Origin of the sequence: Rhizobium sp. AN68 (assembly GCF_030758035.1) — a bacterium.
In the GTDB taxonomy this organism is placed as follows: domain Bacteria; phylum Pseudomonadota; class Alphaproteobacteria; order Rhizobiales; family Rhizobiaceae; genus Agrobacterium; species Agrobacterium tumefaciens.
The window spans coordinates 1626549-1652214 of the sequence record NZ_JARWMI010000002.1 but is presented as its reverse complement, the minus strand read 5'-3'; the positions used below and the strand labels follow the sequence as shown (position 1 = coordinate 1652214).

General features: G+C 60.6%; 21 protein-coding genes and 2 pseudogenes. 3 read left to right on the top strand and 20 right to left on the bottom strand.

Annotated elements, in window-relative coordinates:
* Positions 1 to 12: 12 nt before the first annotated feature.
* The 11 genes and pseudogenes from RBH71_RS10945 to RBH71_RS10895 all read right to left on the bottom strand — a co-directional run bounded on the left by RBH71_RS10945 (position 13) and on the right by RBH71_RS10895 (position 11957).
* Positions 13 to 834 carry an ABC transporter permease gene (locus RBH71_RS10945; protein ID WP_013762300.1) on the bottom strand — a complete coding sequence of 274 codons (822 nt, stop codon included), beginning with the start codon at positions 832 to 834 and terminating at the stop codon, positions 13 to 15.
* Complete coding sequence (locus RBH71_RS10940) at positions 831 to 1781, bottom strand: ABC transporter permease (protein WP_003518092.1); 951 nt, start codon at positions 1779 to 1781, stop codon at positions 831 to 833. Before RBH71_RS10940 ends, RBH71_RS10945 begins: the two co-directional genes overlap by 4 nt.
* A 229-nt stretch (positions 1782 to 2010) precedes the next feature.
* Positions 2011 to 3547 (bottom strand): annotated as a pseudogene (locus RBH71_RS10935) (ABC transporter substrate-binding protein).
* Positions 3548 to 3733: 186 nt separating this feature from the next.
* Positions 3734 to 4636, bottom strand: coding sequence for a LysR family transcriptional regulator (locus RBH71_RS10930; protein ID WP_111800882.1), 903 nt, complete (start codon positions 4634 to 4636; stop codon positions 3734 to 3736).
* Positions 4637 to 4703: 67 nt separating this feature from the next.
* Positions 4704 to 5453 (bottom strand): ABC transporter ATP-binding protein, encoded by a 750-nt coding sequence (locus RBH71_RS10925; protein WP_115064552.1) that lies wholly within the window; start codon positions 5451 to 5453, stop codon positions 4704 to 4706.
* On the bottom strand, positions 5450 to 6286 hold the full coding sequence (locus tag RBH71_RS10920; RefSeq protein WP_003518096.1) for an ABC transporter ATP-binding protein: 837 nt from the start codon (positions 6284 to 6286) through the stop codon (positions 5450 to 5452). Before RBH71_RS10920 ends, RBH71_RS10925 begins: the two co-directional genes overlap by 4 nt.
* Positions 6283 to 7215 (bottom strand): nickel transporter permease, encoded by a 933-nt coding sequence (gene nikC / locus RBH71_RS10915; protein ID WP_003518097.1) that lies wholly within the window; start codon positions 7213 to 7215, stop codon positions 6283 to 6285. The genes RBH71_RS10920 and nikC overlap by 4 nt, the downstream gene beginning before the upstream one ends.
* Entirely contained in the window at positions 7212 to 8279 is a 1068-nt protein-coding gene (locus RBH71_RS10910; RefSeq protein WP_003518099.1) for an ABC transporter permease, read from the bottom strand. Before RBH71_RS10910 ends, nikC begins: the two co-directional genes overlap by 4 nt.
* Before the next feature lie 18 nt (positions 8280 to 8297).
* Complete coding sequence (locus RBH71_RS10905; RefSeq protein ID WP_003518100.1) at positions 8298 to 9938, bottom strand: ABC transporter substrate-binding protein; 1641 nt, start codon at positions 9936 to 9938, stop codon at positions 8298 to 8300.
* Positions 9939 to 9988: 50 nt separating this feature from the next.
* Positions 9989 to 11044, bottom strand: coding sequence for a dipeptidase (locus RBH71_RS10900; protein ID WP_003518101.1), 1056 nt, complete (start codon positions 11042 to 11044; stop codon positions 9989 to 9991).
* Positions 11045 to 11249: 205 nt separating this feature from the next.
* A complete protein-coding gene (locus tag RBH71_RS10895) occupies positions 11250 to 11957 on the bottom strand; it encodes a phosphoribosyltransferase (RefSeq protein ID WP_323687385.1) in 708 nt (235 codons plus the stop codon).
* Between the two features lie 207 nt (positions 11958 to 12164).
* Here RBH71_RS10895 and RBH71_RS10890 point away from each other — a divergent pair, with 207 nt between their 5' ends.
* Positions 12165 to 13337 carry a M20 aminoacylase family protein gene (locus RBH71_RS10890; RefSeq protein ID WP_323687286.1) on the top strand — a complete coding sequence of 391 codons (1173 nt, stop codon included), beginning with the start codon at positions 12165 to 12167 and terminating at the stop codon, positions 13335 to 13337.
* A 29-nt stretch (positions 13338 to 13366) separates the two neighbouring features.
* On the opposite strand, the gene RBH71_RS10885 is transcribed toward RBH71_RS10890, so the two are convergent.
* The gene (locus tag RBH71_RS10885) at positions 13367 to 14614 is read right to left on the bottom strand and encodes an MFS transporter (RefSeq protein ID WP_003518104.1); all 1248 of its coding nucleotides are present in this window, start codon (positions 14612 to 14614) and stop codon (positions 13367 to 13369) included.
* A 92-nt stretch (positions 14615 to 14706) separates the two neighbouring features.
* On the opposite strand from RBH71_RS10885, the gene RBH71_RS10880 reads away from it, so the two are divergent.
* Complete coding sequence (locus tag RBH71_RS10880) at positions 14707 to 15630, top strand: LysR family transcriptional regulator (protein WP_003504744.1); 924 nt, start codon at positions 14707 to 14709, stop codon at positions 15628 to 15630.
* A 27-nt stretch (positions 15631 to 15657) separates the two neighbouring features.
* On the opposite strand, the gene RBH71_RS10875 is transcribed toward RBH71_RS10880, so the two are convergent.
* From RBH71_RS10875 to RBH71_RS10840, 8 genes and pseudogenes are all read right to left on the bottom strand, one after another.
* Positions 15658 to 17451: an adenine deaminase gene (locus RBH71_RS10875; protein ID WP_323687285.1), complete on the bottom strand. Its 1794-nt coding sequence runs from the start codon at positions 17449 to 17451 to the stop codon at positions 15658 to 15660.
* Positions 17448 to 18368, bottom strand: coding sequence for a nucleoside hydrolase (locus RBH71_RS10870; protein ID WP_003518107.1), 921 nt, complete (start codon positions 18366 to 18368; stop codon positions 17448 to 17450). The genes RBH71_RS10875 and RBH71_RS10870 overlap by 4 nt, the downstream gene beginning before the upstream one ends.
* A 2-nt stretch (positions 18369 to 18370) precedes the next feature.
* Entirely contained in the window at positions 18371 to 19396 is a 1026-nt protein-coding gene (locus RBH71_RS10865; protein ID WP_323687284.1) for an ABC transporter ATP-binding protein, read from the bottom strand.
* A complete protein-coding gene (locus RBH71_RS10860; protein WP_003504740.1) occupies positions 19389 to 20168 on the bottom strand; it encodes an ABC transporter permease in 780 nt (259 codons plus the stop codon). The genes RBH71_RS10865 and RBH71_RS10860 overlap by 8 nt, the downstream gene beginning before the upstream one ends.
* Positions 20165 to 20992 (bottom strand): ABC transporter permease, encoded by an 828-nt coding sequence (locus RBH71_RS10855; protein WP_003504739.1) that lies wholly within the window; start codon positions 20990 to 20992, stop codon positions 20165 to 20167. Before RBH71_RS10855 ends, RBH71_RS10860 begins: the two co-directional genes overlap by 4 nt.
* Positions 20993 to 21161: 169 nt before the next feature.
* Positions 21162 to 22184 (bottom strand): ABC transporter substrate-binding protein, encoded by a 1023-nt coding sequence (locus RBH71_RS10850; RefSeq protein WP_003518109.1) that lies wholly within the window; start codon positions 22182 to 22184, stop codon positions 21162 to 21164.
* A gap of 7 nt (positions 22185 to 22191) precedes the next feature.
* Positions 22192 to 23247: pseudogene (locus RBH71_RS10845) on the bottom strand (LacI family DNA-binding transcriptional regulator); the annotation flags it as partial.
* A 128-nt stretch (positions 23248 to 23375) separates the two neighbouring features.
* Positions 23376 to 24302: a LysR family transcriptional regulator gene (locus RBH71_RS10840; protein WP_003518111.1), complete on the bottom strand. Its 927-nt coding sequence runs from the start codon at positions 24300 to 24302 to the stop codon at positions 23376 to 23378.
* A 96-nt stretch (positions 24303 to 24398) separates the two neighbouring features.
* Between RBH71_RS10840 and RBH71_RS10835 the strand changes: the two genes are divergently transcribed.
* Positions 24399 to 25586 carry an acyl-CoA dehydrogenase gene (locus tag RBH71_RS10835; protein WP_003518112.1) on the top strand — a complete coding sequence of 396 codons (1188 nt, stop codon included), beginning with the start codon at positions 24399 to 24401 and terminating at the stop codon, positions 25584 to 25586.
* Positions 25587 to 25666: the final 80 nt, after the last annotated feature.

Below are 25666 nucleotides of genomic sequence, written 5' to 3'. Positions count from 1 at the left end.
GGCTTGAAGCGGTCAGCTGGTATCGCGTGGGTCCAGCAGGTCGCGCAGGCCATCGCCAAGCAGATTGAGGCCGAAGACCGCGAGCGCAATGGCAAGGCCGGGCATGATGGCAAGCCAGGGTGCAGCACCTAGATAGGTCTGCGCATCGGCGAGCATCCGCCCCCAGGTGGCGGCCGGCGGCGGCATGCCGAGACCGAGGAATGAGAGTCCCGCTTCGGTGAGGATGGCAAGGCCGAGCTGGATGGTCACCTGCACGATGATCTGGTTGGAAATATTCGGCACGATATGAAACAGCGTGATCTTGGCGCGGTTCTGGCCGATGCTGGTGGCGGCGGTGACATATTCCCGCGACCATATCTGCAAGGCCGCACCCAGCGTCAGCCGCGCAAAGACCGGCACCATGAAGGTGGCAATGGCGATGATGGCGGTGAACCGCCCCGTACCGATGAACGCGCCGAGCATCATGGCCGACAAAATCGGCGGTACGGCGAAGATGATATCGCAGGCGCGCATCACCAGGGTTTCGGTGAAACCGCGCAGTGCCGCGACCGATACGCCAAGCGCCGTGCCAATGAGCGCGCCGATGGCAACGGCGGCGATGGAGGTGGAGAGCGAATTCCATGCCCCCGCCATCAGCATGGACAGCACATCGCGGCCAAAATGGTCGGTGCCAAGCCCGCCATAGGCAAAGGGCGATTTCAGCTTCTGGGCAATCTGTATCTTCGTCGGAGAAACCGGCGTCCAGACCAGCGAAAGCAGGGCAACCGCTACAAGAAAGAGAGTGACGGCGATGCCAAGGACGAAAGCGGGGCGGCGGCGGATCAGTCGCATCATCGTGCACCTGCCCGCAGTCTTGGATCGATAAAGAGATAGGCGATATCGACCAGAAAATTCATGACGATGACAAGCGCCGAGAAGAACAGTACGACGGACTGCATGACGACGATATCCCGCTGGGTCAACGCCTGATAGGCAAGCCGCCCGAGGCCCGGCAGGTTGAAGACATTCTCCACCAGCACTGCCCCGGCAATCAGGAATGTGAATTGCAGGCCGATCATGGTGACAACGGGGATCATGGCGTTCGGCACCGCATGCCGCCACAGCGCTACCCGCTCGCTCAGCCCCTTGGCGCGGGCGGTGCGCACGAAATCCTCGTTCATCACCTCAAGTACTGCCGAGCGGCAGACGCGGGTGAGGACGCCTGCCTGAGACAGTGCAAGGGCAATGGCTGGAAGCACAAGCGCGATAAATCCGGCAGAAAAACTCGGACGCCAGCCGGGAAAACCGCCTGATGGCATCCAGCCGAGCGTGGTGGAAAAGACGATGATGAGCAGCAGCCCAACCCAGAAACCGGGAACGGCAATGCCGACATGGGAAAACAGCCCGGCTGCGAAATCCACCGGCCCGTTTCGGCTTCTCGCTGCCGCGACGCCGAGCGGAATGGCGATGGCAACCGATAGGCAGACCGCGAGCAGCGCAAGCGGCAGGGTGACGGCAAGCCGCTCGACAATAAGCCCCGCTACCGGCACGCCGTAGGTGTAGGATTGTCCGAGATCACCCCGGAATACGCCTGCAAGCCAGTGGATGTAACGCAATGGCAAGGGCTGATCGAGACCCATCTGCTTTTGCAGCGCGAGAAGCGTATCCGGGCTCGCCGACGTGCCGAGCATTATGGCCGCCGGATCACCCGGCAACAGCCCCATGATGATGTAGATGATGAGCGACACCGCAAACAGCGTGACGATGAGGCTTGCAAGGCGCCGGACGAGAACGGCTAACATCTGGCATTCTTTCCTTGCGTTGTTTCGTTTCGGGATGTGGCGGATGGATTTACTGTCATCCCCGCACACTCTTCCCTCACCCCTGTGCTTGTCACAGGGATCCAGCCGAAGCGTGCCTGCGCGGCGGAAAGATTCCTTTCAGCCCAACGACTTGGGCTGGCTGGATTCCTGTGACAGGCACGGGAATGAGGTGGTGGGTAGGAATGCGCCTCGCCGTTCACAACAAACGTCACTCTTCCCAATGCACATCCGTCAGCACATTGGACGGAATGGGTTCGTTTTCCCACAACCCCTTCAACTTCTTGTCCCAGACGCCGAGTTTCGGCATCACGAACAAGAACAGCGCCGGCACATCTTCGGCGAGGATTTTCTGGGCTTCGCCGTAGAGCTTTTCCTGCTCGGCCGCATCCGCCGTCTTTTCGACATTGGCGATGACCTCGTTGAAGGCAGGGTTCTTATAGTTGAAATAATAGGGATCACGGGAATAGATATCGATATCCATCGGCTCAGCGTGGGCGACGATGGTCATGTCGTAATCCGCGCCCTTCAAAACATCCGCCACCCATTTTGCCGGAAATTCCGTGGTCTCGATGGTCATGGTGACACCGATTTCGGCTAACATCGCCTGGAGGATTTGCGAGGTCCGCTGGGCATAGGCCATTTGCGGGGCCTTGATCGTGAAGCTGAAACCGTCGGGGTAACCCGCTTCGGCAAGAAGCGCCTTTGCCTTGTCTATATCGTAAGAATGAACACCGGTCGTATCGATGTAACCGCGATCGTTCGGCGTGTAGTGGCTGCCGATGGCCGTGCCGTAACCCGACCATGCGCCTTCAATCACCGTGCCGCGATCCACCGCCATCATCAGCGCCTGGCGCACGCGCTTGTCGTTGAAGGGTTTGCGGGCATTGTTCATGCCGGCCACGACCTTGAGTTCCGTATTGCCGACGAAGGTACCGAGACGCGCATCGCCGTCGAAGGACGTCATCAGTTCCGGCGCGCCGAATTCCGGGAAGGCATCGATATCGCCGGATTTCAGTGCCGCTGCCTGCGCCTGCGGATCGGAAACGAAGCGGAAGGTGGCCTTTTCAAGCTTCACCGCCACCGCCTTGTCCCAATAGGCCGCGTTCTTCTCCAATTCCACCTTGTCGCCCTTGGCCCAGCTTTGCGAACTTGAACGGGCCGGTGCCGATGGGCGTGGTACGGTTATTGTCAGCGCTCTTCGGCGCAACCATGACGGAGGCCGGCCAGCCGAGCCAGTAGATCAGGCTGCCCGCCGGCTGCTTCAGCTTCAGTACCAGCGTCGTGGCATCCGGCGTTTCTATGCTCTCGATGGCGGTGAAGAAGCGTTTTTGTGGGTTTACCGACGTTTCACCGCGCGCCCTGTCGAGCGAAAATTTCGCAACAGAGGAATCGAAGGCCTCGCCGTCGTGGAAGGTAACACCCCGGCGCAGCTTGAACGTATAAGTCTTGCCATCGGCTGAAATTTCCCAGCTTTCGGCAAGCTGCGGTTTCACCTTGCCGTCGTGGTCGATGGTGACGAGACCTTCGAATATGTTCTGCCAGCTGACCTGGCCGATGGCGACGGGTGCCGCAATTGTCGGGTCGAGACCCGTCGGCTCCACTGTCATGCCCAGCGTCAAGGCGGTCTTCGGCGCGGCCGCGGCGTCCGTCATAGAAAGCGGCATCCAGAGCGCCGTCCCCAGTGCAAGCGCGAGCGCGGCGCGCCGCGTAACTTTCAGCGGCTGCGAAAAATAAGTGCGTGGCATCATTGTCCCCTGTCTGGCGGCCGAGGCATTTTTGCCTTTCGAAGACCACCCGTTGCAAAAAGAGTGTCATGTTGCAGGCGCACACACAATCGTGATTTTTGTGTGCTCCGTGTAGCTGAAATGGCTACACGGAAATACGGATGGAAATCAACCGGGATGGACAATTCTCCAGGCTGACGAATTCCCCTACCCCGCTGTCGCCTCGCGCATGAAACGCTCGATGAAATCGGCAAGCTTGGAGGCGGCGAAGGATAGTTGCCGGTCGGGCGCCACGCAGAGATCGATCTGGGTGTGGATGCCCTTCTTGCCCGAAAGCGGAACAGCAACCATCTGGCCGCTGCGGATTTCACGCGCCACCGACAAGGCCGGCAACAGCGTGGCCGCGGCATGGCCCAGAACCAGTTCCTTCAGCATTTCCAGCGAACTGGTGATAAAGACGGGATCAAGCTCGATACCGGCATCGGCAAACAGCATATCGAAGGCCTGACGCGCCGCGAAGCTCTTGTCCGGCAGGGCAAGCGGCAGGCTGGCTAGTTCCTTCAGCGAGACTTCCGCCTGCGCGGCAAGCGCATGGCCGGTCGGAAAAATAGCATCGTAACTGATACGGGTGCGCGAGCGCACTTTCACGCCGGAGACCTTGGGCGCAAAAAGGCTGACGACCAGATCCGCTTCGGCTGCACCCAGTGCTTCCATCGCCTGGCGCGCGCTGGTGATGTGCACCTCGAAGCGCAACTGCGGATATTTGAGGCTGAACTGCGCCAGCACCGGCGCCAGAAGGTTCGCCACCGTCGCGCCATTGGCATAAACGGTGACCCGGCCGCGCTGAAGCCCCTTCAGGTCATCGATCAGCTGGTGCACATGGTCGAGTTCGCGCAGCGTCTTGCCGGCGCGGGCAGCCAGCAATTCCCCCGCCGCCGTCAGCTTCACGCCCCGGCTGGAACGCTCCACTAAAGGCGAGCCAAAATAATATTCGAGGTTCTCGATCTGGCGGCTGACTGCCGTCGGCGCGACATTCAGGTTTTCGGCAGCGGCGCGCATGGAATTGGTGCGGACAAGTTCGTCGAAATACATCAATGCGCGCAATTGCATGGTCGGGATACCCTGTTTTGGCCGACACTGTCCGTCATGCCGGGCTTGACCCGACTATAGCGGCAGCTCAAGCGCGCTTGAAGCCCTCGCTCGCCACCAGCAGCTGCCTGGTATAATCCGCAGTAAACTCGCGGCTTTCCAGCGCTTCCGCCTCCAGCATTTCCACCACCTTGCCGCTTTTCATCACCGCAAGGCGATCGCACATGTGGCTGATGACGCCGAGATCGTGGCTGACCATAACGAAGGTGAGGTTGCGGTCCTTGCGGGCCTGTTCCAGCAGATTGAGGATTTCCGCCTGGATGGACGCGTCGAGCGCCGAGGTCGGCTCATCCAATAGCAGGATCTTCGGCTCGACGATCAGCGCGCGGGCAATGGCGATACGCTGCCGCTGACCGCCGGAAAGCTGGTGCGAATAGCGGAAGCGGAAACCGGTGCCGAGACCCACCTCATCAAGCGCGCGCGCGATCCGATGCTCGCGATTGTCGAGACCATGGATGACGAGTGGTTCCAGCAGCAGCGCATCCACTGTCTGGCGGGGGTGCAGGGAACCGTAAGGGTCCTGAAACACCATCTGCACATCGCTATAGAAGCTCTTGTCGCGGTGCTTGCCCGAATAGGAGCGACCTGCCACCATCAACGAGCCTTCGTCGAAATGGTTGAGGCCGGCAATCGCCCGAAGCAGCGTCGACTTGCCGGAACCGGACTCGCCGACGATACCGAAGGACTCACCCTCGGCCACATCGATGCTGACGCTGTCGAGGGCGATATATCCGTCGAAATCGACCACCATGTCTTTGATAGAAAGAACCGTGTTCATGCGCGCCACTCCGCCTTGCGTTCCAGAACCGGCAGCGGATGCCGGTGGCCGCCAATTTCCGGCAGGCAGTTCAAAAGACCCTGCGTATAGGGATGCTTCGCCTCTTTAAGATTGGCAGAAGACAGCTCCTCAACGACCTTGCCCGCGTACATGACGAGAACGCGGTCGCAGAAAGATGACACCAGCCTCAGATCGTGGCTGACGAAAATCAGCCCCATGCCGCGGTCGCGAACCAGCTTGTCGAGAATATCGAGCACTTCGAGCTGCACCGTCACGTCGAGCGCGGAAGTCGGCTCATCGGCGATCAGAAGTTCCGGGCCGCAGACCAGCATCATGGCAATCATGACGCGTTGGCCCATTCCGCCGGAAACCTCGTGCGGGTAAAGATCGAACACGCGCTCGGGATCGCGGATCTGCACCGCCTCCAGCATGGCGAGCGTGCGTTGGCGCGCCTCGCCGGAACCGATGCTTTCATGGGTACGCAGCGTTTCCATGATCTGGCGGCCGATGGGCATGACCGGGTTCAACGAATATTTCGGGTCCTGCAGGATCATGGCCAGGCGCTTGCCGCGCATGAGCCGCCGCTCCTTTGCCGAAGCACCGAGAAGATCAACATCGCCGAAGCGCAACACATCGGCCTCGATGCGAGCGCTTTTCGGCGTCAGGCCCATGATGGCGCGGCCGGTCTGCGATTTGCCGGAGCCGGACTCGCCGACGATGCCAAGGCGTTCGCGTCCCAGCGTGAACGAGACGCCACGCACCGCCTCCACCAGCCCGGTGCGGGTGGGGAAGGAAACGCGCAGGTTCTCGACGGTCAGAAGCGGCGCGCTCATTGGTTCGCCTCCTTGGGGTCCAGCGCATCGCGCAGGCCATCGCCGAGAAGGTTGAAACCGAGGCTGACGATCAGGATCGCAATGCCCGGCATGGCGGCAACCCACCATTGGTCGAGAATGAAACGGCGTCCGGAAGCAATCATCGCGCCCCATTCCGGCAGCGGCGGCTGTGCACCGAGGCCAAGGAAGCCGAGACCGGCCGCGGTGAGGATAATGCCCGCCATATCGAGCGTGACACGCACGATGAGCGACGACATGCAAAGTGGCATGACGTGTTTCAGAACGATGCGGAACGGCGACGCGCCCATGAGCTTGACCGCCGCGATGAAATCGGAATTGCGGAAGGTCATGGTTTCGGCGCGCGCGATGCGCGCATAAGGCGGCCATGAGGTGACCGCGATGGCGAGCACCGCGTTTTCAATGCCCGGTCCAAGTGCGGCCACCAGCGCAAGCGCCAGAACCAGCTTCGGAAAGGCCAGAAAGATATCGGTGATGCGCATCAGAACGGCATCCACCCAGCCGCCGGCATAACCCGAAACGGTGCCGACGATGAGTCCGATGGGTGCGGCGATGATGGCCACCAGCAGCACGACGAACAGGGTCAGCCGCGAACCGTGGATGAGGCGCGAGAGAATATCACGCCCCTGATCGTCAGTGCCGAGCAGGTAACCTTCTGTCCCCGGAGGCAGAAGCCGGGCATTGCGCAGATCGCCCTGCACCGGATCGTGTGGTGCAAGCACATTGGCGAACAGTGCGACAAGCAGCAGCGCAATGATGATGCCGAGGCCAAGCAGCGCCAGCCGGTTTTCCGAAAAGCGCCGCCAGATGACATAGGCACGGCCAAGCCGTGCCTGCCTGCGCGAGGCAGGCCGGTCGGAGAGCAGCCATTCGCGGCTGTAGGGTTTGAGTGTATCGGTCGAAATCGTCATCGGCTGCGCGTCCTTGGGTCGAGCGTCCGGTAAAGCAGATCGGAGAAGAGATTGATGCCGACGAAGATGGCGCCGATCACGATCGTGCCGCCAAGAACGGCATTCATATCCGCATTCTGCAGGGAATTGGTGATGTAGAGGCCGAGCCCCGGCCACGCGAAGATGGTTTCGGTCAGCACCGAACCTTCCAGCAGACCGGCGTAAGATAGCGCAATCACGGTCACCAGCGGCACGGCGGCGTTGCGCAGAGCGTGAAACCAGATGATGCGCGTTTCCGAAAGCCCTTTGGCGCGCGCCGCAACGATATATTCCTGGGCGAGCTCATTCAGCATGAACGAACGCGTCATGCGGCTGATATAGGCCAACGAAAAATAGCCGAGCAGCGAGGCGGGCAGGATGATGTGGCGGAAAAGATCCCACAATACGTCCCATTGCCGTTGCCAGATCGCGTCGATCAGGAAGAAACCCGTGACCGGCGTGAAGGTGAATTCGTAGACGATATCCATCCGGCCGGGATAGGCGACCCATTGCAACCGGGCGTAAAACACCAGGAGCGCCAGGAGGCCAAGCCAGAAAATCGGCACGGAATAGCCGATAAGGCCGATGACGCGCACGACCTGGTCGGCAAAGCTGCCGCGCTTGACCGCGGCAAGCACGCCGAGCGGAATGCCAAAAACGGCGCCGATGATGGTGCCGAGCGTGGCAAGCTCTATGGTTGCCGGGAAAACCCGCTTGATATCCTCCATCACCGGGTTGGTGGTGAGGACTGAGATGCCGAAATCACCCGACAGCGCCTGCTTCAGATAGATGAAGAACTGCTGCCAGAGCGGCAGGTTGAGGCCGAGCTGCTCACGCACGCGCTCGACCACATGCGCAGGCGCGCGGTCGCCGACAATCGCCAGTGCGGGATCGATCGGTACAACGCGGCCAATGAAAAATGTAACCGCCATCAGCCCCAGAAAGGTGGTGATGACGGTGACGGCGAAGCCGAGAATGGCCTTCGCGCGGGCGTTGGCACGGCGTTTGCCCTGCCTCGCCCGGCTGTTTGCTTCAACGATGCTCAAGAGACCGATCCTTCCGGATCATTCCTTGGAGATCGTATAGACATAGTTGGTGTCGAAGCTCGGTCCGAGCTTCAGGCCCTTGAGCTTCGCGGAGTATCCCGCCACTTCCGTCTGCTGGAAGATGATGACGAACGGGCCTTTTTCCAGAACTTCCTTCTGGAGGTTCTGATAGATGGCGGCGCGCTTGGCATTATCCTTTTCCAGAAGTGCCGACTGCGTTTCCTTCGTCAACTCCGGAACGTCCCAGGCGTTACGCCAGGCAAGCGTCTTGTTCTTGCCTTCTTCGGAGTTGTCGTAGTTGATCGTGAAGGTCTCGGCATTCGAGTTCGGGTCGAAATAGTCCGAACCCCACTGGCCGATGTAGATATCGTGCGTGCGGGCGCGATACTTGGTAAGCGTCTGCTTGCCGTCGCCGGGAATGATTTCCAGCTTGATGCCAGCCTGCGCCAGCGTCTGCTGTACGCTTTCGGCAATGCCGGTCACCGGCTGCGTGTTGCGCACATCCATGGTCACTGTGAAGCCGTCCTTCAGACCAGCCTTCGCCAGCAGTTCCTTGGCCTTGGCGACGTCGAGCTTGTATGGGTTCTCGTCAAGCGCGCCGAGCTGGCCCTTTGGCAGGAAGGTCTGGTGGATTTCGCCGATGCCCTTGATGATCGTCGCGCCGATCGCGTCGTAGTCGACGAGATATTTAAAGGCCTCGACGACCTCAGGCTTCTTCAGGTTCTCGTTCTTCTGGTTGAGGCTGAAGTAATAAACGGTGCCCTTTGGCGCGGAGGTGACGGCAAGGCCTTCCTTCTTGGAAACGGCTTCCATATCACCCGGCTCGAGGTTGCGGGCAACATCGATATCACCGTTTTCAAGCGCCAGGCGCTGGCCGGAGCTTTCCTTCATGTGACGATAGACCACGCGCTTCAACTTCGGCTTCTCACCGTAATAGTTGGGGTTGGCCTCCAGAATGACGGCTTCGTTGGCCTTCCAGCCAAGGATCTTGTAGGGGCCGGAACCGGCATAACCTGTTTTCAGGAACGCATTGCCGAAATCGGTGTCGTATTTGTAATCGGCGCTCGGCGTGACGGGCTTGGCCTTTTCGGTTACCAGCTTCTTGTCGACAACTGCGGCAACCGTCGCGGTCAGAACGTTCAGCACGAAGCTTGGTGCGTAGGGCTTGTCGACCGTCAGTACGAAGGTGTTGGCATCCGTCGCTTTCGCCTTCTCAGTGACGTTGTCGCCCTTGAGACCGAACTGCGTCAGAAGGAATGCTGGCGACTTGTCGAGCTTGATGGCACGTTCAAAGGAAAAGGCAACATCATCTGCCGTCACCGGATTGCCGGAGGCGAATTTCAAGCCGGTCTTCAGCTTGAAGGTATAGGTGAGACCGTCTTCAGAGGTCGTCCAGCTCTCGGCCAGATCGCCGATCACCTTGGACGTGTCGTTGAGATCGATGGAAACCAGCTTGCTGTAGGTGTTGCCGGTAACTTCAGCTGCCGAAAGCTCGAATGCCTCACCCGGATCGAGCGTGATGATGTCGTCGATGGCGAAACCTTCGACCAGCGTATCGGCCGGCGTGGCGGCAAAAGCGTGCGGCGCAGACAGCATCATCAGCGACAGAGCAGCGCTGGTGCTGAGGATACGCATGGACTTGTTGAGCGATTTGATCATAGGATCTCCCCTTTTGTTATGAGATTGATTTAGTTCGCTTTTATTTGCCTTCAGGCCGGCTCGTGCCAGGCCTGGGATAGGACGCGCAGCCAGTTTTCCCGGCATATTTTAGCAAGTTCTCCATCACCGTAGCCCGCCGATTTCAGCGCCGCAACCAGATTGTGGTTGCCGCTGGCATCGGCAACGCCAACGGGTACCGTCGCGCCGTCGAAATCCGATCCGAGCGCCACGCAATCGACGCCCATACGCTCCACCATGTAGTCGATGTGGCGCACCATGTCGGAAAGCGGCGTGTCGGCAATGTCGCGCGCATCCGCCCGCAACATGGTGACCGCGTAGTTGAGGCCCACCAGACCACCGCTCTCCTTGATGGCATCCATCTGCCGGTCAGTAAGATTGCGGGCGACGGGGGTGAGCGCATGTGCGTTGGAATGGCTGGCGATCAAAGGCTGGTTCGTGGTCTTCGCCACATCCCAGAAGCCCTTTTCGGTGATGTGGGCGAGATCGATGAGAATGCCGAGCCGGTTGCACTCCTTGACCAGAGCAAAACCGGCATCGGTAAGGCCGGGCGCGGTATCGGGCGACATTGGATAGGAGAAGGGAACGCCGTGACCGAAAATATTGTGCCGGCTCCAGACCGGACCGAGCGAACGCAGGCCGGCGGCATAAAAAACCTCAAGCGCATCGAGATCGGCACCGATCGCCTCACAGCCTTCCATGTGCAGCACGGCCGCGAAAATATCCTCGGCAAAGGCCTTGCGGATATCGGCCGTCGAGCGGCAAAGGCGCCAGGCGCCGGCACGGTCAAGCCTGAGCGCGATCGCAGCCTTTTCCATCGCAATATCGAGCGAGGGCTGGCGTTCGAGCGGCGCCGCAAGCGGTGTATCGTAATGACCCTGCGCGTCCGGCTCCTGCAGGACCAGATCGCCGGAGGGAATGTAGATGGCGCAGATGCCGCCGCCGAGACCGCCTGCACGTGCACGCGGACCGTCGATATGGCCTTCGCGGGTACCGTTCTTGAATTCAGCCACCGGATCGCCACCGGCCTTGCTGTTGCGCCACAACCGAAGCAGCACATCATTATGACCGTCGAACACTGCATGCATGTCAAGAAATTCCAGTAAGCGGCAAAACCAAAGGGGGCGGGCAGACGCCGGAATAACACCGCGCGAGAGCAAACCGGCGCATTTTTCGCCGACTGCTATAGTCTGTCAGAAACGATCTTAGGACGATCTCTCACGGCTCCGCAAGACGCAAATTAGGCAACGATGAAATTATCACCACTTGCCTTTTGCCGGGAATTGCGCAACGTCAAGCCTGCCAGCCGCCTACGGCTTTTTTCAGCAGCGGCGTCGCGAAAACACCCCTCACCCGCTCCGGCCATTCCGGCCCGAAAGCAGCGATTTTTTGCATCCAGCGATCCGATTGCAGCATGGCAGCGCCGATTGCCAACGGCTTGATGCCGGATGAGGCGAGAAGCGAAAGACCTGAAATGATGGAACTGCCGCTGGAGATGACATCGTCCACCAGCGCCACCCGCCGGCCCTCGATGAGGGGCAACATGCGCGGATCGATGTAAAGCCGTTTTTCCTGCTTGGTGGTGATGGAGGACATCGGCACCGACAGTTCCTCCAGATACCAGAATTTGCGCGAAGTGCCGAGCGGCACATATCGCGAATGGCCGAGGTGACGGGCAACGGCTGCGGCAAGCGTAAGCCCCAGAGTCGGCAGGCCGATCACGACATCTGGCTTGAGTGGGCGAAGCTTTTCCGCAAGGTCGGCGGCCAGCACTTCCAGCACGTCAAAAGAGGCCTGATTGACGATGAGCGAGGCAAGCGCATGTTCGCCATCCGCCAAGGGCCTGATCGGCAGGCAGATCTGCCGCCCGTCGTCCAGCTCCGCCGGAAAGAAAGCCGAATGCGGGCCTGTCGTATCGAACGAACGGGGCGGAAGAACATCCTGCCAGAACTCATGCGGCGCGGCGGGGGATGATGCGGCGGGCGATGCGGATTGCGGCATCGGTTTTCCTTTCAGAAGCGGGACGGCAAAGCGGAAGCGATTTTCATCCGCGCCATCCCCGTTCGGCATATCAGGCATTTCGACAACCGCAGGCATGCGGCGGGTTCATTTCATTGGGTTTTTCAGCTAGAAGGAAACAAAGCAACAGGCATTCGGACAAGCCCACCTATGGCGTGGGTTTTCCCCATATTCAAGGACAAGCTACCCATGAGACTGCTGGACCGCATCGGCGAGGACCTGCCATTCCTGACGGAGCTTCGCCACGATCTCCACGCCCATCCGGAACTGGGCTTTGAAGAGGAGAGAACCAGCGCCATCGTCGCCGATCTTCTCGAAAGGGCGGGAGTGAAGGTGCATCGCGGCTTGGGCGGCACCGGCGTGGTCGGCACGCTGCAGGTGGGCAACGGCACCCGCAGTATCGGTCTTCGCGCCGACATGGATGCGCTGGCCATGCCGGAAATTCCCGACCGGCCCTATAAATCGAAATTCCCCGGCAAGATGCATGCCTGCGGCCATGACGGCCACACCGCCATGCTGCTGGGCGCTGCGCGTTATCTCGCCAGTACCCGCGATTTTTCCGGCACCGTCCATTTCATCTTCCAGCCGGCCGAAGAAGGCCGTGGCGGCGCCAAAAAAATGGTTGAGGACGGGCTTTTCGACCTGTTTCCCTGCGATGCAGTTTATGGCCTGCACAACATGCCGGGGCTTGGCATTGACGAAATGGCCGTGGTGGAAGGACCGCAGCTTGCCTCTTCCGATAGCTGGCGCGTCACCTTCAGGGGCATCGGTACCCACGGCGCCAAGCCGCATCTCGGCCGCGATCCGGTAACGGCGGCGGGCACCTTGCTCGCTTCGCTGCAAACCATCGTCGGCCGCGTCGTCGATCCGCTGCAACCTGCCGTCGTCAGCGCCTGCTCGGTGCAGGCGGGTGACCCCAAGGCGCTCAACGTCATTCCCGATCTCGTCGAAATCGGCGGCACCGCACGCGCCTACGCGCCTGAGGTGCGCAGCCAGCTTGAAACGGAAATCGGCAGGCTCGCGAAGGGTACGGCGGCGATGTTCGGCATCGAGGCAAGCTATGAATTCATCCGCCGCATTCCGCCCGTCATCAACGATGCCGATGCGACGAAACGGGCGCTGCGAGCCGCCAAGACCGTCTTCGGCAACAAATCCCGCACCGCCTTCCCGCCCTCGACCGCCGGCGACGACTTCGCCTTTTTCGCGGGCGAAGCCCCCGGCTGCTACGTCTGGCTCGGCAACGGCCCCGCGGTGGATGGCGCGCTGCACCACAACACCTCCTACGACTTCAACGACGCGGCAATCGTCCCCGGCGTCGCTTTCTGGGCAACACTGGTGGAGCAGGAACTGGCGGCGGAGTAAAAAAGGCCGGATGCATCGGCGATGGCCGCTCAGACGCGCCGCGCGCTCGGACCGGCAAGGCTGGCGAAAATTCCGGCAAGCGCGCAGCCGGCGGTGATGGCCATGATGCCGGGCCAGCCGGCATGGATCCAGAACCAGCCACCGATCCAGCCGGTGATGCTCGCTCCGCAATAATAAAACAGCAGATAAAGCGCGGAAGCATGGCTTTTGGCGCCTCCCGCATTGGCACCCACACCACTGCTGGCAGCCGAATGCCCAATGAAAAATCCGACGGTTATCGCCGCAATCCCCGCCACGATGAGGATGATGCTTGAGGCGAAGGTCAGCAGGATACCGGCAAGGATGGTGGAAAAGGCAACCACCAGCATGATCCGCCGGCTGAACCGGTCGACCAGAGCACCGCCATAGGAGGAAGCGACGATACCCAGGGCAAAGGTCAGGAAGATCATGCTGACGGCGGTGCGGCCCAATTCGTAAGGCGGCGCGACGAGGCGAAAGGCGCAATAGTTGAAAACGGTGGTGAACACGCTCGTCAGCATCGCGCCAAGGAAATAGAACCGCCGAAGTTCAGGATTTCCAAGATGTTGCGCCCATATTCTCAGATGATTTTTCAGCGGCATGTGCTGCGGCCGGAAATTCCGCGAGGGCGGAAGAAGCAGCAGGAAGCCGATGGCCGCAAGGATGCAGACCGCCCCCAGCGCATACATTGCGACCTGCCAGGACGTATAGGCGGACACCAGCCCCATGCCGACACGCCCGGCCATGGAGCCGAAGGCCGTGCCGCCGACATAAAGCCCCATCGCCTTGCCGAGACTGGAAGGTTCGATCTCCTCGGCAAGATAAGCCATAGCGACGGCGGGAACGCCGCCGAGCACGAACCCTTCCAGCGCGCGGGCGGCAAGCAGCCATGCCCAACCTTCCGTGCTTGCTGCAATGATATTGGCGATAGCGGCCAGCATCATCGAAACGAACATCAGATTTCGGCGGGTGAAGAGCTGGGCAAAAGCACCGCTGAGAAGAATGGCGAAGGCGAGCGTTCCCGTCGTCAGCGACAGGGCGAGCGATGCGGTTGCGGGGTTTATGCCGAATTCCGCCGGAAATTCCGGCAGCAGCGGCTGCACGCAATAAATCAGCGAAAAGCTGGCGAAGCCGGCCAGAAAGAGCGCCCAACTCGCCCGGCGGAACTGGCGGCTTCCCTGCCGGATCCAGAGCACATCCGGCGGCTCCTCCGTCATGACGATCGGCGGGGTGAAATCCTGTTTTTTGAGCTGGCGCATCGGGTTTGTCCTTTTCGCTCCCAGCTATAGCGCAGCTCCGTCTTTCATTCTAATATATGGAAGGCGTTCCTATCATATCTGGATCTAATATCATGGAACTCAGGCACATCCGCTATTTTCTGGCCATCGCCAATGAAGGCAGCTTCACGCGGGCGGCAGAACATCTGGGAATCGCGCAGCCGCCGCTCAGCCAGCAGATAAAGGTTCTGGAACAGGAAATCGGCGTGCGGCTATTCCGGCGTCTCGCGCATGGCGCGGAACTAACGCCGGCGGGTCATGCGTTTCGCATCGCGGTGACCCATATTCCGCATCAGGTGAGCGAAGGTATCCGGCTTGCACGCAGGGCGGCGGCCGGTGAAACCGGTATCCTGAGAATAGGCGTTACCGGCACGGCGGCGCTCAACCCTCTGGTTCCGGCCTGCATCCGCACTTACAGACGCAAATACCCTGACGTAGAACTTCAGGTGATGGAGGCAGCTGCTCTCGCACTGACGCCGGCCCTACTTGAAGATCGGCTGGACGTGGCGCTGCTGCGCCCCTCACAATCCGACCCTGATACGTTGCTCGAGGAAGTGCTCACTGACGAACCGCTTCTGGTCGCCCTGCCGGCATCCCATCCACTCGCGCGGCGCGGAACCGCCATAGACCTGATGGAACTGCGCGACGACCCTTTCATTCTGACGCCACGCAGCATCGGCACCAGCCTTCACGATGCATCGATAAAAGCCTGCGAGGAGGCTGGATTCACGCCGCGTCTCGGGCCGGCTGCACCGCAAATCGTCTCGATATTGTCGCTGGTCGCGGCCGAACTCGGGGTTTCCCTCGTTCCGGAATCCGTCGCACAAGTCAAAATGCACAACATCGTCCTGCTGCCCTCCAGCGGTCCGCCGCCACAGCTTTCCATATCGCTCGCCTATCGGCGCGGAACGACATCGCCCGTGGTGAAGAATTTCGTGATGGCAGCGCGCATTGCCGCGCGTGAAACACAGACGCCTGACGGGCCCAAGGTGGAATAAATCGCAGCCCGCAGATGCGAACCTCCGCTATTCGAGAACCGCAAGCACCGGGCTTTCCATCACCCGTCCCGTAAGCACATCGGCAATGCCCATATCCGTCTGGTGCGGGCCGATATTGCAGGCGAGCGTGGCGCCGAAGCAGGCTTTGAAGACCAGATAGGGTGGCTGCCAATCGACCACCTTGCCGACAGCGGCGCGCAATTCCTCGAAAGCCTGTGCTACGTCTTCAAGCGGCGCATCGGAAACGAGGCCGGAGAGCGGCAGGGGTAGAAGCGCGGTCACCTTACCCTCAGAGGCGACAGCCATGCCGCCGCCTGTCGCAATCACCGCATTGGCGGCCAGCGCCATGTCTTCGGCATTACCGCCGAAGACAGTGAGGTTGTGGCTGTCATGCGAGACGGTGGTGGCGAAGGCGCCGTTCCAGCGTCCCCAGCCGGTAAGGAAGCCGGTCCTGGTAACTGGCTCGGCCTTGCCGTGGCGGTGGGTGACGGAAATCATCGTGGCGCCTTCGGGGGGAACGACGAAACCATCCTTCACCTCGGCTTCCGCCTCGCCCCATTGCGTGAAGCGTGGGCGGTCGATGGTGGCAAGGCGCACCCTTGCGCCCTCGCAGGCAACCCGGAAATCATCGGCTGCGCGCAGCGGCAACTTCATCGAGCCTTCGAGCGCCGTCGCATCGCAGGCCGGAACGTCGATGAGCATCTGCCCGGCTTCCGCAACCGCCCTGCCACCGGCCAAGACATGACGGGGTGAAAAACCACTCAAATCCTCGAAAACGACGATATCGGCACGGCGACCGGCGGCGATGAGGCCGAGATCGGCACGGCCAAGCCTTTGCGCAGCATTCAGTGTTGCGGCGCGCAGCGCCCATTCCGGTTTCAGGCCATAACGGACAAGGCGGCGCACCACATCATCCAGCCCGCCGCCCCGCAGCAGGTCATCCGGGAAAACATCGTCAGTGCAGAGCGTCAGCGTCTGCGGCAGGTGGCCGAGCGCATTCAGCGCCTCCACAAATTCCGGCAGCAGATGATCGTGCGAGCCGCGCAGCTCGATGGTCAACCCCGCCCGAAGCTTCGCCATCAGGTCTTCAGCCGAGACCAGCTCGTGATCGGAAGAAACGCCTGCCACCATGAAGGCGTTGAGATCGGCGTCCTTCAGGCCGCGCGCATGGCCACAGATCAGCTTTTCCGAGACAAGACCGGCCTGTACGATGCCGCTCATGCGCGGATCGCGTTCGATGACGCCGCGCATGTTCATAATTTCCGCAACCCCGCCAATCTGCGGCCATGACAGGATATCAGCGAGAATTCCGGCATCGAAATCAGCGCCGCCGCGCTCCAGACCCGGTGCTGATGGCACTGAGGAGGGTGCAAGCAGAATGGCGCGCAGCGGCAGGTTTTCGATGGATTTCGCCGCCCAGCGCACCCCTTCGACACCATGGACATTGCCGAATTCATGCGGGTCCCAGACGATAGTGGTGACGCCGCGGGCAACCACGGCTGCCGCATAGGCAGCGGGCGTTATCATCGAGCTTTCGATGTGCATATGTGTGTCGATCAGGCCGGGCGAGACAAAGGCGCCCAACGCGTCGACGAGCTGCGCAGCATCGCTGCGGCTTGCCGGTTCGTGAACGCTGGCAATTAGCGGACCGACAATGCCGATATCAGCGGCGCGAAGCTCCCCCGTCACCACATCCACCAGCGTTCCGCCGGTAATGAGAACATCGAAAGCCGCATCGCCGCGCGCAGCGGCAACCGCGCGGGCGCGCAGCGCATCGTCGTTGAGATCGACCGGCTCGCGTATCGGGGATTGAGCACTCATCGGGCAGCCTCGCGGCGCAACGCCTCGAGAACCGCAGCCTTTGCCGCTTCGGCATTCACGGTGTCGGCGAAGTGAGCGTTGAAGGCGGCAACCTTGTCGGCACGCGGCTCAACCACCGTTCGCCCGCGCGTTAGCGCCGCGTGAAGCTCGACATCGATCCGCGTATGGCGCCAGCCAAGCAGCTCGGAGGTGAAGCCGACAGCGGCAACGGGATCGTAAAGCGCCATGGCCGGTCTGCCGCGTCTCGTGGCGATGCCGATGAAACCTTCCAACAGGTCGGCAATCAGGCCGGCGTTTTTGCCGCCAGCATTTCGGATCGGCAGCACATCGGCTGGCGAGGCGGTGACCTTGCGGCAGGCGTCCAGATCGACCATGCGCAGCGGCAGGTCATGGGAAAGCACGATGGCCAGCGCTTCCGGATCGGCAAAGGCGTTGAATTCGGCAGATGCGGTGTGGTTGCCGCTCGTCACGCCGCCACCCATCCAGGTCAGATCGGAAATTTTCGCGGCAAGATCGGGCCGGGCAAGGCAAAGGGCGGCGATATTGGTAAGCGGGCCGAGCGCGAGGATACGCTTTTCGCCTGCCCCCTCAAGCCAGCCGCACAGCGCAGTGAAAGCGTCGCTTTGCGGCAGAGCGGGCGCATCCGGCAGGCTGCGGCCAACGGTCGGAATGCCGCTGTCACCCAGAATGCATTGTGCGGTTTCGAGCGCGCCAAGGACGGGTTTGGCACGGCCCTGATGGAGCGGCATGGACCAGCCGAAGGCGGCGACCGCGCCTGCGGCGTTGCTGCAGACAACATCCAGCGTCGCATTGCCGAAGACCAGCGAAATGCCGTCTATGGCAAGGCCTGCCGATTGCACCACCATGATGGCGGCGATATCGTCAAAGCCCATATCGGTATCGATCCACACACCCATGATCAGCCAAACACCTTGAGGCTTGCCGCCTTTTCGACCGGAAGGTCGAAGGCGAGCGTATCACCAATCGTATGGGCGGTCAGCGCAGCATCGGTCTCCGCCTTGATGGGACCAAGCAGCGTATCCAGCAGGTACTCACGGGTATTTCCGGCAAAGGATGTGCCGCGCACGGTTCCCTGGAAAGGACCTGAACCAAGGGTGACCATGCGCGGCCGCCAGGCCAGTCCAGATGCTGAAGGGACTGGTCCGGTAAGCGGTGTTTTGCCGTTTTCGGTTTTCAACGCGCCGCCTTCCAGCGCGAAGATGTTTTCAAAGCCAACGAAATCCGCCACGAAGGCGGAAACCGGCGCATTATAGATCTCTTCCGGTGTACCGATCTGCTCAATCTTGCCGCCCTTCATGACGACAATACGGTCGGCCAGTGCGAGCGCCTCGATCTGGTCATGGGTGACGAAGATCATCGTCACACCGGTTTCCTTCTGCACGCGCTGCAATTCGGTGCGCATTTCAAGCCTGAGGCGCGCATCAAGGTTGGAGAGCGGCTCATCGAGCAGCAGGACCTTCGGCTCCATGACCATGGAGCGCGCCAGCGCCACGCGCTGCTGCTGGCCGCCGGAAAGCTCGGCCGGCTTGCGCGATGCGAAGTTCGACAATCCCACGGACTTCAGACCGGAGGCGACCTTGTCATCAAGCGCCTTGCCATTCATGCCCTTGAGTTTCAGGCCGAAGGCGACGTTTTCGTAAACCGTCAGGTGCGGAAACAGCGCATAGGACTGAAACACCAGCCCGACGGCGCGCTTGTTGGCGGCGACGCGGGTGATATCGGTGCCGTCGAGATCGATGCGCCCGCCCGCCACCGGCATCAGCCCGGCAATGGCGCGCATCGTGGTGGTCTTGCCACAGCCGGAAGGACCGAGCAGCGCGAGAAGTTCACCCTTGCGGATATCGAGGTCGAGATCCTTGACGGCGATGCCGTTGCCGTAGGCGAGCGAGACTTTTTGGAGCGAAAGGTAATTTGCGTCAGACATAACGGGAGAACCCCAGAAAACGTTCGGCCAGGAAGACGATGCCGATGGAAAGGAAGGCGAGCAGCGATGAGAGTGCAGCGACAGACGGATCGAAGACGATTTCCATGTAGCCCAGCATGTCGATTGGCAGCGTGCGCACGCCCGGACCCGACAGGAACAGCGACACGGGCACCTGATTGAAACTCGTCACGAAACCGAGGATGAAGGCCGACAGGATGCCGCCGCGAATATTGGGCAGCACCACACGGAAAAATGCGCCAAACCGCGACGAGCCGAGCAGCACCGCCGCCTCCTCGATATCCGAACGCAGATTGTTGAGGCTGGCCGAAACCACCCGTACCGCATAGGGCAGGATGAGCGCCGTGTGCGCGAGAAACAGGGCAAGCGTGATGCCGATGCCGAAGGGCACGACGAAATAGCGCAGCAGCGCCAGACCGACGATGATACCCGGCACGATGATCGGCGCCGAAACGATCGTGCGCACGGTTTCCGCAAAGGGCAGTTTGTAGCGCGACATGGCGTAGGAAGCGGGAATACCGAGGACGAGCGCCGTGAATGTGCCGCCGATGGCGAGGAACATCGACATCGCGAAGCTTTCACGGAAACTTTCGACGGTGAAGACCTTCGCGATCCATTTCAGTGAAAAGCCCTGCGGCGGAAAGGCGAGCGTGTCGCCGGCCGAAAACGAGGCCGCAACGATGATGAGGAACGGCCCGATCAGGAAGCCGACAACGAGCAGGAGCGTGAGCGGAATGAAGAGCTGCCGGGTCATTTCTTGTTCCTTGCGGTGGCGATGCGCTTCAGCAGGATATTGGCGGCAAAGCTCATGACGATCAGGATGAAGGCGATGACGCTTGCGGCGACGAAATTGTTGGAGACCGTCACCTGCTGGTAGAGCAGGGTTTCCAGCATCAGCACCTTGGAGCCGCCGAGAATGGCCGGCGTGATATAGGCCGTGAGCGAACCGGTGAAGACCAGCGTGCCGCCGACAACAAGCCCCTCCTTGGTGAGCGGCAGGATGACCTTCCAGAACACCTGCAGCCAGTTTGCGCCGAGAACGCGGGCGGCTGCGATCGTATCCTTGGGCATATTCTCCAGCGCACTGATGAGGGAAATGATCATCAATGGCAGGAACAATTGCAGAAGGCCGATGAAAACAGCCGTTTCGGAAAACAGTATACGGATCGGCGCATCGCTCAGTCCTACAGCCTGAAGCGCCTGGTTGACGATGCCGGTTCTTCCGAGAATGACGATCCAGGCATAGGTGCGGGCAACCGGCGAGATCATCAGCGGCAAGACGACCAGATTGACGACATGTCCTTTCGCGCCCTGCGACAGATTGACGATGGCGAAAGCCGCCGCATAACCCACCACCGCAGATACGATGGTGACGAGCGCGCCAAGCTTCAGGGTGCGCAGGAAAACCGCCCTGTTCAGCGGATCGGAGAAGAAATCGGCGTAAGCGGACAATGTCCAGCCGTCAGTGGTGTGAAAGCCTTCCGACAGGAGCATGAAGACCGGCACAAGAAAGACCGCCGCCGCGAAAATAGCGGCGGGCAAGGCAAGCGCCAGCGCTTCGGCCCGGTTCTGAAACATCGCTTTATTCCCTGAACGGCCCGCGGCCGATTGTTACTGCAACCGGCCAGGGCCAGCTTGCGGAATTGAGAGGTGGAAAAGCGGTCAGGGGACGACCAAACCGCTTTTCCGGGAATGGAGCCGCCCTTTCGGACGTTTTAAATGCCCCATTCCAAACCTTGATAAGGACTTACTGGCCGACCTTGGCGTTCCACTCCGACAGCCACTTGTCACGGTTGTCGAGCGTTACGGCGGAAGGAATGAGCTGCAGGCTTTTTGCGGTTTCGTCCCCATAGGTGATATTGTTCGCCACCTCGTCGGACACCTTGACTTCCTTGTTGGTCGGGCTGTCCACGAGCTTTTCGGCCAGCGCCTTCTGAACGTCGGTCGAGAGCCAGAAATCCATGAACTGCAGCGCCAGATCTTCGTTCTTCGTGCCCTTTGGCACCACGAGCACGTTCATGCCGCCGGTCTGGCCTTCCTTGGGGGTTGCCCAGGCAAGCGGCAGATCGAGCTTGGTAAAGGGCGCCCAGGAGAAGCGGCCGATGGGGGCGGCCCAGATTTCTTCCTGCTGCATGAGCTGCACCAGCTGCGACGATTTCACGTAGAACGTGACGATATCGTCCTTCTTTTCGCCCACGGCTTCGATAGCGCCGGAGAGATCAGGCGTATCCTTGCCGATGGCCTTGCCCAGCATGTAAAGCGCCGGCGGGCCCTGATTGGTGGTGACATTCGGGAAAGCGACGTGGTCGACGATACCGTCCTTCAAAAGATCGGCCCAGCTATCGATCTTCATCTTGTCTGTGCGGTAAACGATTGACGTGGCGTAGAAATTGACGCCGACGCTCATGCCGTCGCCATTCGGATCCTTGGCGATGTCATAGAGCTTGCCGATATTCGGCACCTTGGCGGCATCGATCTTCTGGATCAGGTCCTTGCGGGTGGCGGAAAGCGCATCCGCCATGGAAACAATGGCGAGATCGACCACCGGATTGGCCTTGTTGGCCTCCATCTTGGCGAGGCGCTCAACGCTGTTGCCGGTCTCGACGACCAGCTTGCAGCCGCATTGCTTTTCGAACGGTGTATAGACCAGTTCCTTGAATTCGTCCTGCGCGAAGGCGTAGACCGAGATCGTCAGCGTCTTGTCCTGCGCCTGCGCGGCACCCATCGTCAGCATCAGGGCGGTGCCCGATGCAAGAATGATTTTTTTCATGGTGTGAGTTCTCCTGCTGTCGTGTTTTTGGCTTCAATCGCATCATGCTTTTTTCGCCGGTGGAGCCGCGCATGATCAGCGCCATCGGTACTTTCGAGATTTCTGCCGTGACCTCGGCAGCTATGCCGTTTTCGAAGCCCGCCTCGCCATCGATCGCGCGCAACAGCGCATCCACGGCCAGATCGGCGATGCGGCGCATATCCATGCGCATCGTCGTCAGCGGCGGCGTCACCACGGCGGAGAAAATCAGATCGTCGAAGCCGGTGACACTCGCCTCTTCCGGCACCTCGATGCCCTCGCGCTGCAATTCAGTGAGCGCGCGCAACGCATGCAGGTCGGATACGGCAGCAAAAGCAGTGAAACCATCCCTCACCTTTTCGGTAAGGCCGAGACGGCAACCCGCACCATCCGCCTTTTCAATGGCGTCCACCCACAGCGTTTCCGTGACGCAGGCCTTGCCCAGACCATCGCGAATGCCGCCGAGGCGGTCGTTCTGCACATTTGAGTCGCGGTTCTTGCCGATCAGCACCACCTTGTCGTGTCCGAGGGCTGCCAGATATTCGCCGATCTGCCGGCCGCCGTCCCAGTGGTCAGCGGCTACCGTATTTCCGGGCGTCGAGGGGCTGTCGATCACCGCCACCGGGCAATCGACATCCGCGATACGCGTGCCGCGGCGGGGAACGACGACCATGCCATCCACTCCACGCTCGATCAGCCGGTTGATGGCGTCCGTCTGCATGGCGATCTCGCCGCGGGAGTCGGCGATCAAAACACCGTAACCGGCATTGACGGCTGCCTTTTCGATGGCCTGCGCGATCTGTGGGAAGAGTGGATTGGCGATATCCGGCAGCACCAGCCCGAGAACTCCTGACCTGCCGGTGCGCAGCGCCCTGCCCGCCGAACTCGGCACATAACCAAGTTCGCTTGCGGTCTTGCGGATGCGCTCCACCAGTTCCGGCGAAACACGGCCCTTGCCTGACAGCGCATTGGACACGGTTGCAACCGACACGCCGAGTGCCGCTGCTATCGCGCTCAGATTGGTGGCAGGCCGTGAAGACGCCATGATGGTCCGAAAGGGCTGATTAAACGTTTAATCAAGATAGTCGACCAAAACCGTCGTGTCGAGTCCGGCCAGAGACAAAACCGGGCAAAAATCGAGGCACGAACTCTAAGTGCCCGAAAAAAGTGCGCTTATTTTTCCAGTGGCAGATTGCCAGCCGCACGATAGGCCTCGACCTGCCGTACCAGCCAGTCGCGAAACAGCACGACTGGAACGTGGTTGGCTCGGGATAGCGGCGCGACCGCATAATAGGAACTCGGGCTTTTGGCCTGATGATCGTAGGCTTTCACCAGTTGCCGCGATTTCAGTTCGTTATCGATCAGGAAAAGCGGCATCAAAGCCACGCCAAGTCCGGCGATACAGGCCTGTGCCACGCTGGAAAACTGCTCGAACCGCATGCCCTGCGGCAAAGCAAGCGAATGGCCGAGGCTCTCGAACCAGTGGCTCCAGGCACCCGGCCGCGAGGCCATGTGCAGCAGAGGCAGGCCGGCAATATCCTCACCTTTTTCGACCGGATGCGCCTTCAGGAATTCGGGGCTGCACACCGGCGCAACCATCTCATGCATCAGAAAGGTGCTTTCCGCTCCCGGCCAATCCGCCTGCCCGATGTGGATCGCCATATCCAGTTGCTCACGCTCGAAGTCGAACTGGCCGATGCGGGTGGCGAAATTAATGGTGATTTCCGGATGACTGGAGACGAAATCAGGAATGCGCGGCAGAAGCCAGCGGGTGCCGAATGTCGGCAGCATCGCTAGATTGAGCGTATTGCCATGCGTTTTGGTCATGATCTGCAACGAGGCGGCACGTATCTCGCCAAGGGCTGCGGCAATCGATTTCGCGTAAGCGCCACCCTCGGTCGTCAGTGACACTCCACGCGCGCCGCGCTCGAACAGGCGCACGCCAAGCTGTTCTTCCAGTGACATAACCTGACGGCTGATCGCCCCTTGCGTCAAGGCAAGTTCATCGGCAGCGGCTGAAAAGCTGCCAAGCCGGGCAACGGAATCAAAGGCGGCAAGCGCACTGGTGGAGGGCAGGAGTTTGCGGCTGAGAGACGTCATGAGCCATTACTATATGTAATGCAAAAATGAGTAAACATGGCTTGTGCCATCAGGGGCTAACACGAATAATCCGGCCAGCAAATCCGGAGGCATAACGTGAGCGAACGCGCAGCATTCAATTGGCAGGACCCTTTTCTGCTGGAAGACCAACTGACCGACGACGAGCGGATGATCCGCGACGCCGCCGCAGCCTTCGGCAAATCGGAACTTATGCCGCGTGTGTCCGAGGCCTATCTTTCTGAGACCACCGAACCGGAACTGTTCCGCCTGATGGGCCGCACCGGCCTTCTGGGCGTCACCCTGCCGGAAGAATATGGCGCCGCAAATGCCAGCTACGTGGCCTATGGTCTCGTGGCCCGCGAGGTGGAGCGTATCGACAGCGGTTATCGCTCGATGATGAGCGTGCAGTCCTCGCTCGTCATCCATCCGATCTTCGCTTATGGCTCGGACGAACAGAAGAAGAAATACCTGCCCGGCCTCGTCTCCGGCGAGCTGATCGGCTGTTTCGGCCTGACCGAACCGGATGCCGGCTCCGATCCGGGCGGAATGAAGACCCGCGCCGAAAAGATCGCCGGCGGGTATCGCCTGCGTGGTTCGAAAATGTGGATTTCCAATGCGCCCATCGCCGATGTCTTCGTCGTCTGGGCGAAATCCGAAGCCCACGACAACCAGATTCGCGGCTTCGTGCTGGAAAAAGGCATGAAGGGTCTGTCTGCACCGAAGATCGGCGGCAAGCTTTCGCTGCGCGCCTCCATAACAGGCGAGATCGTCATGGATGGCGTGGAAGTGGGCGAAGATGCGCTGCTTCCGAATGTTTCCGGCCTGAAAGGCCCGTTCGGCTGCCTCAACCGCGCCCGCTACGGCATTTCCTGGGGCGTGATGGGCGCTGCGGAGGATTGCTGGTTCCGCGCCCTGCAATATGGTCTCGACCGCAAGCAGTTCGGCAAGCCGCTGGCCGGCATGCAGCTTTACCAGAAAAAGCTCGCCGACATGCAGACCGAGATCGCTCTCGGCCTCCAGGCATCGCTGCGCGTCGGCCGCCTGATGGACGAGCACAAAATGGCGCCGGAAATGATCTCCATCATCAAGCGCAACAATTGCGGCAAGGCGCTGGATATCGCCCGCCAGGCCCGCGACATGCACGGCGGCAACGGCATCCAGATCGAGTACCACGTGATGCGCCACGCCCAGAACCTCGAAACGGTCAACACCTACGAGGGCACGCACGACGTTCACGCGCTTATCCTCGGCCGGGCGCAGACGGGCATTCAGGCGTTTTTCTAAGACCTTCTCCGCATCATTTCCTTCATGAAAAAAAGGCCTTCGAAAATCAATTCGAAGGCCTTTTTACTTTTCCGGTTCAG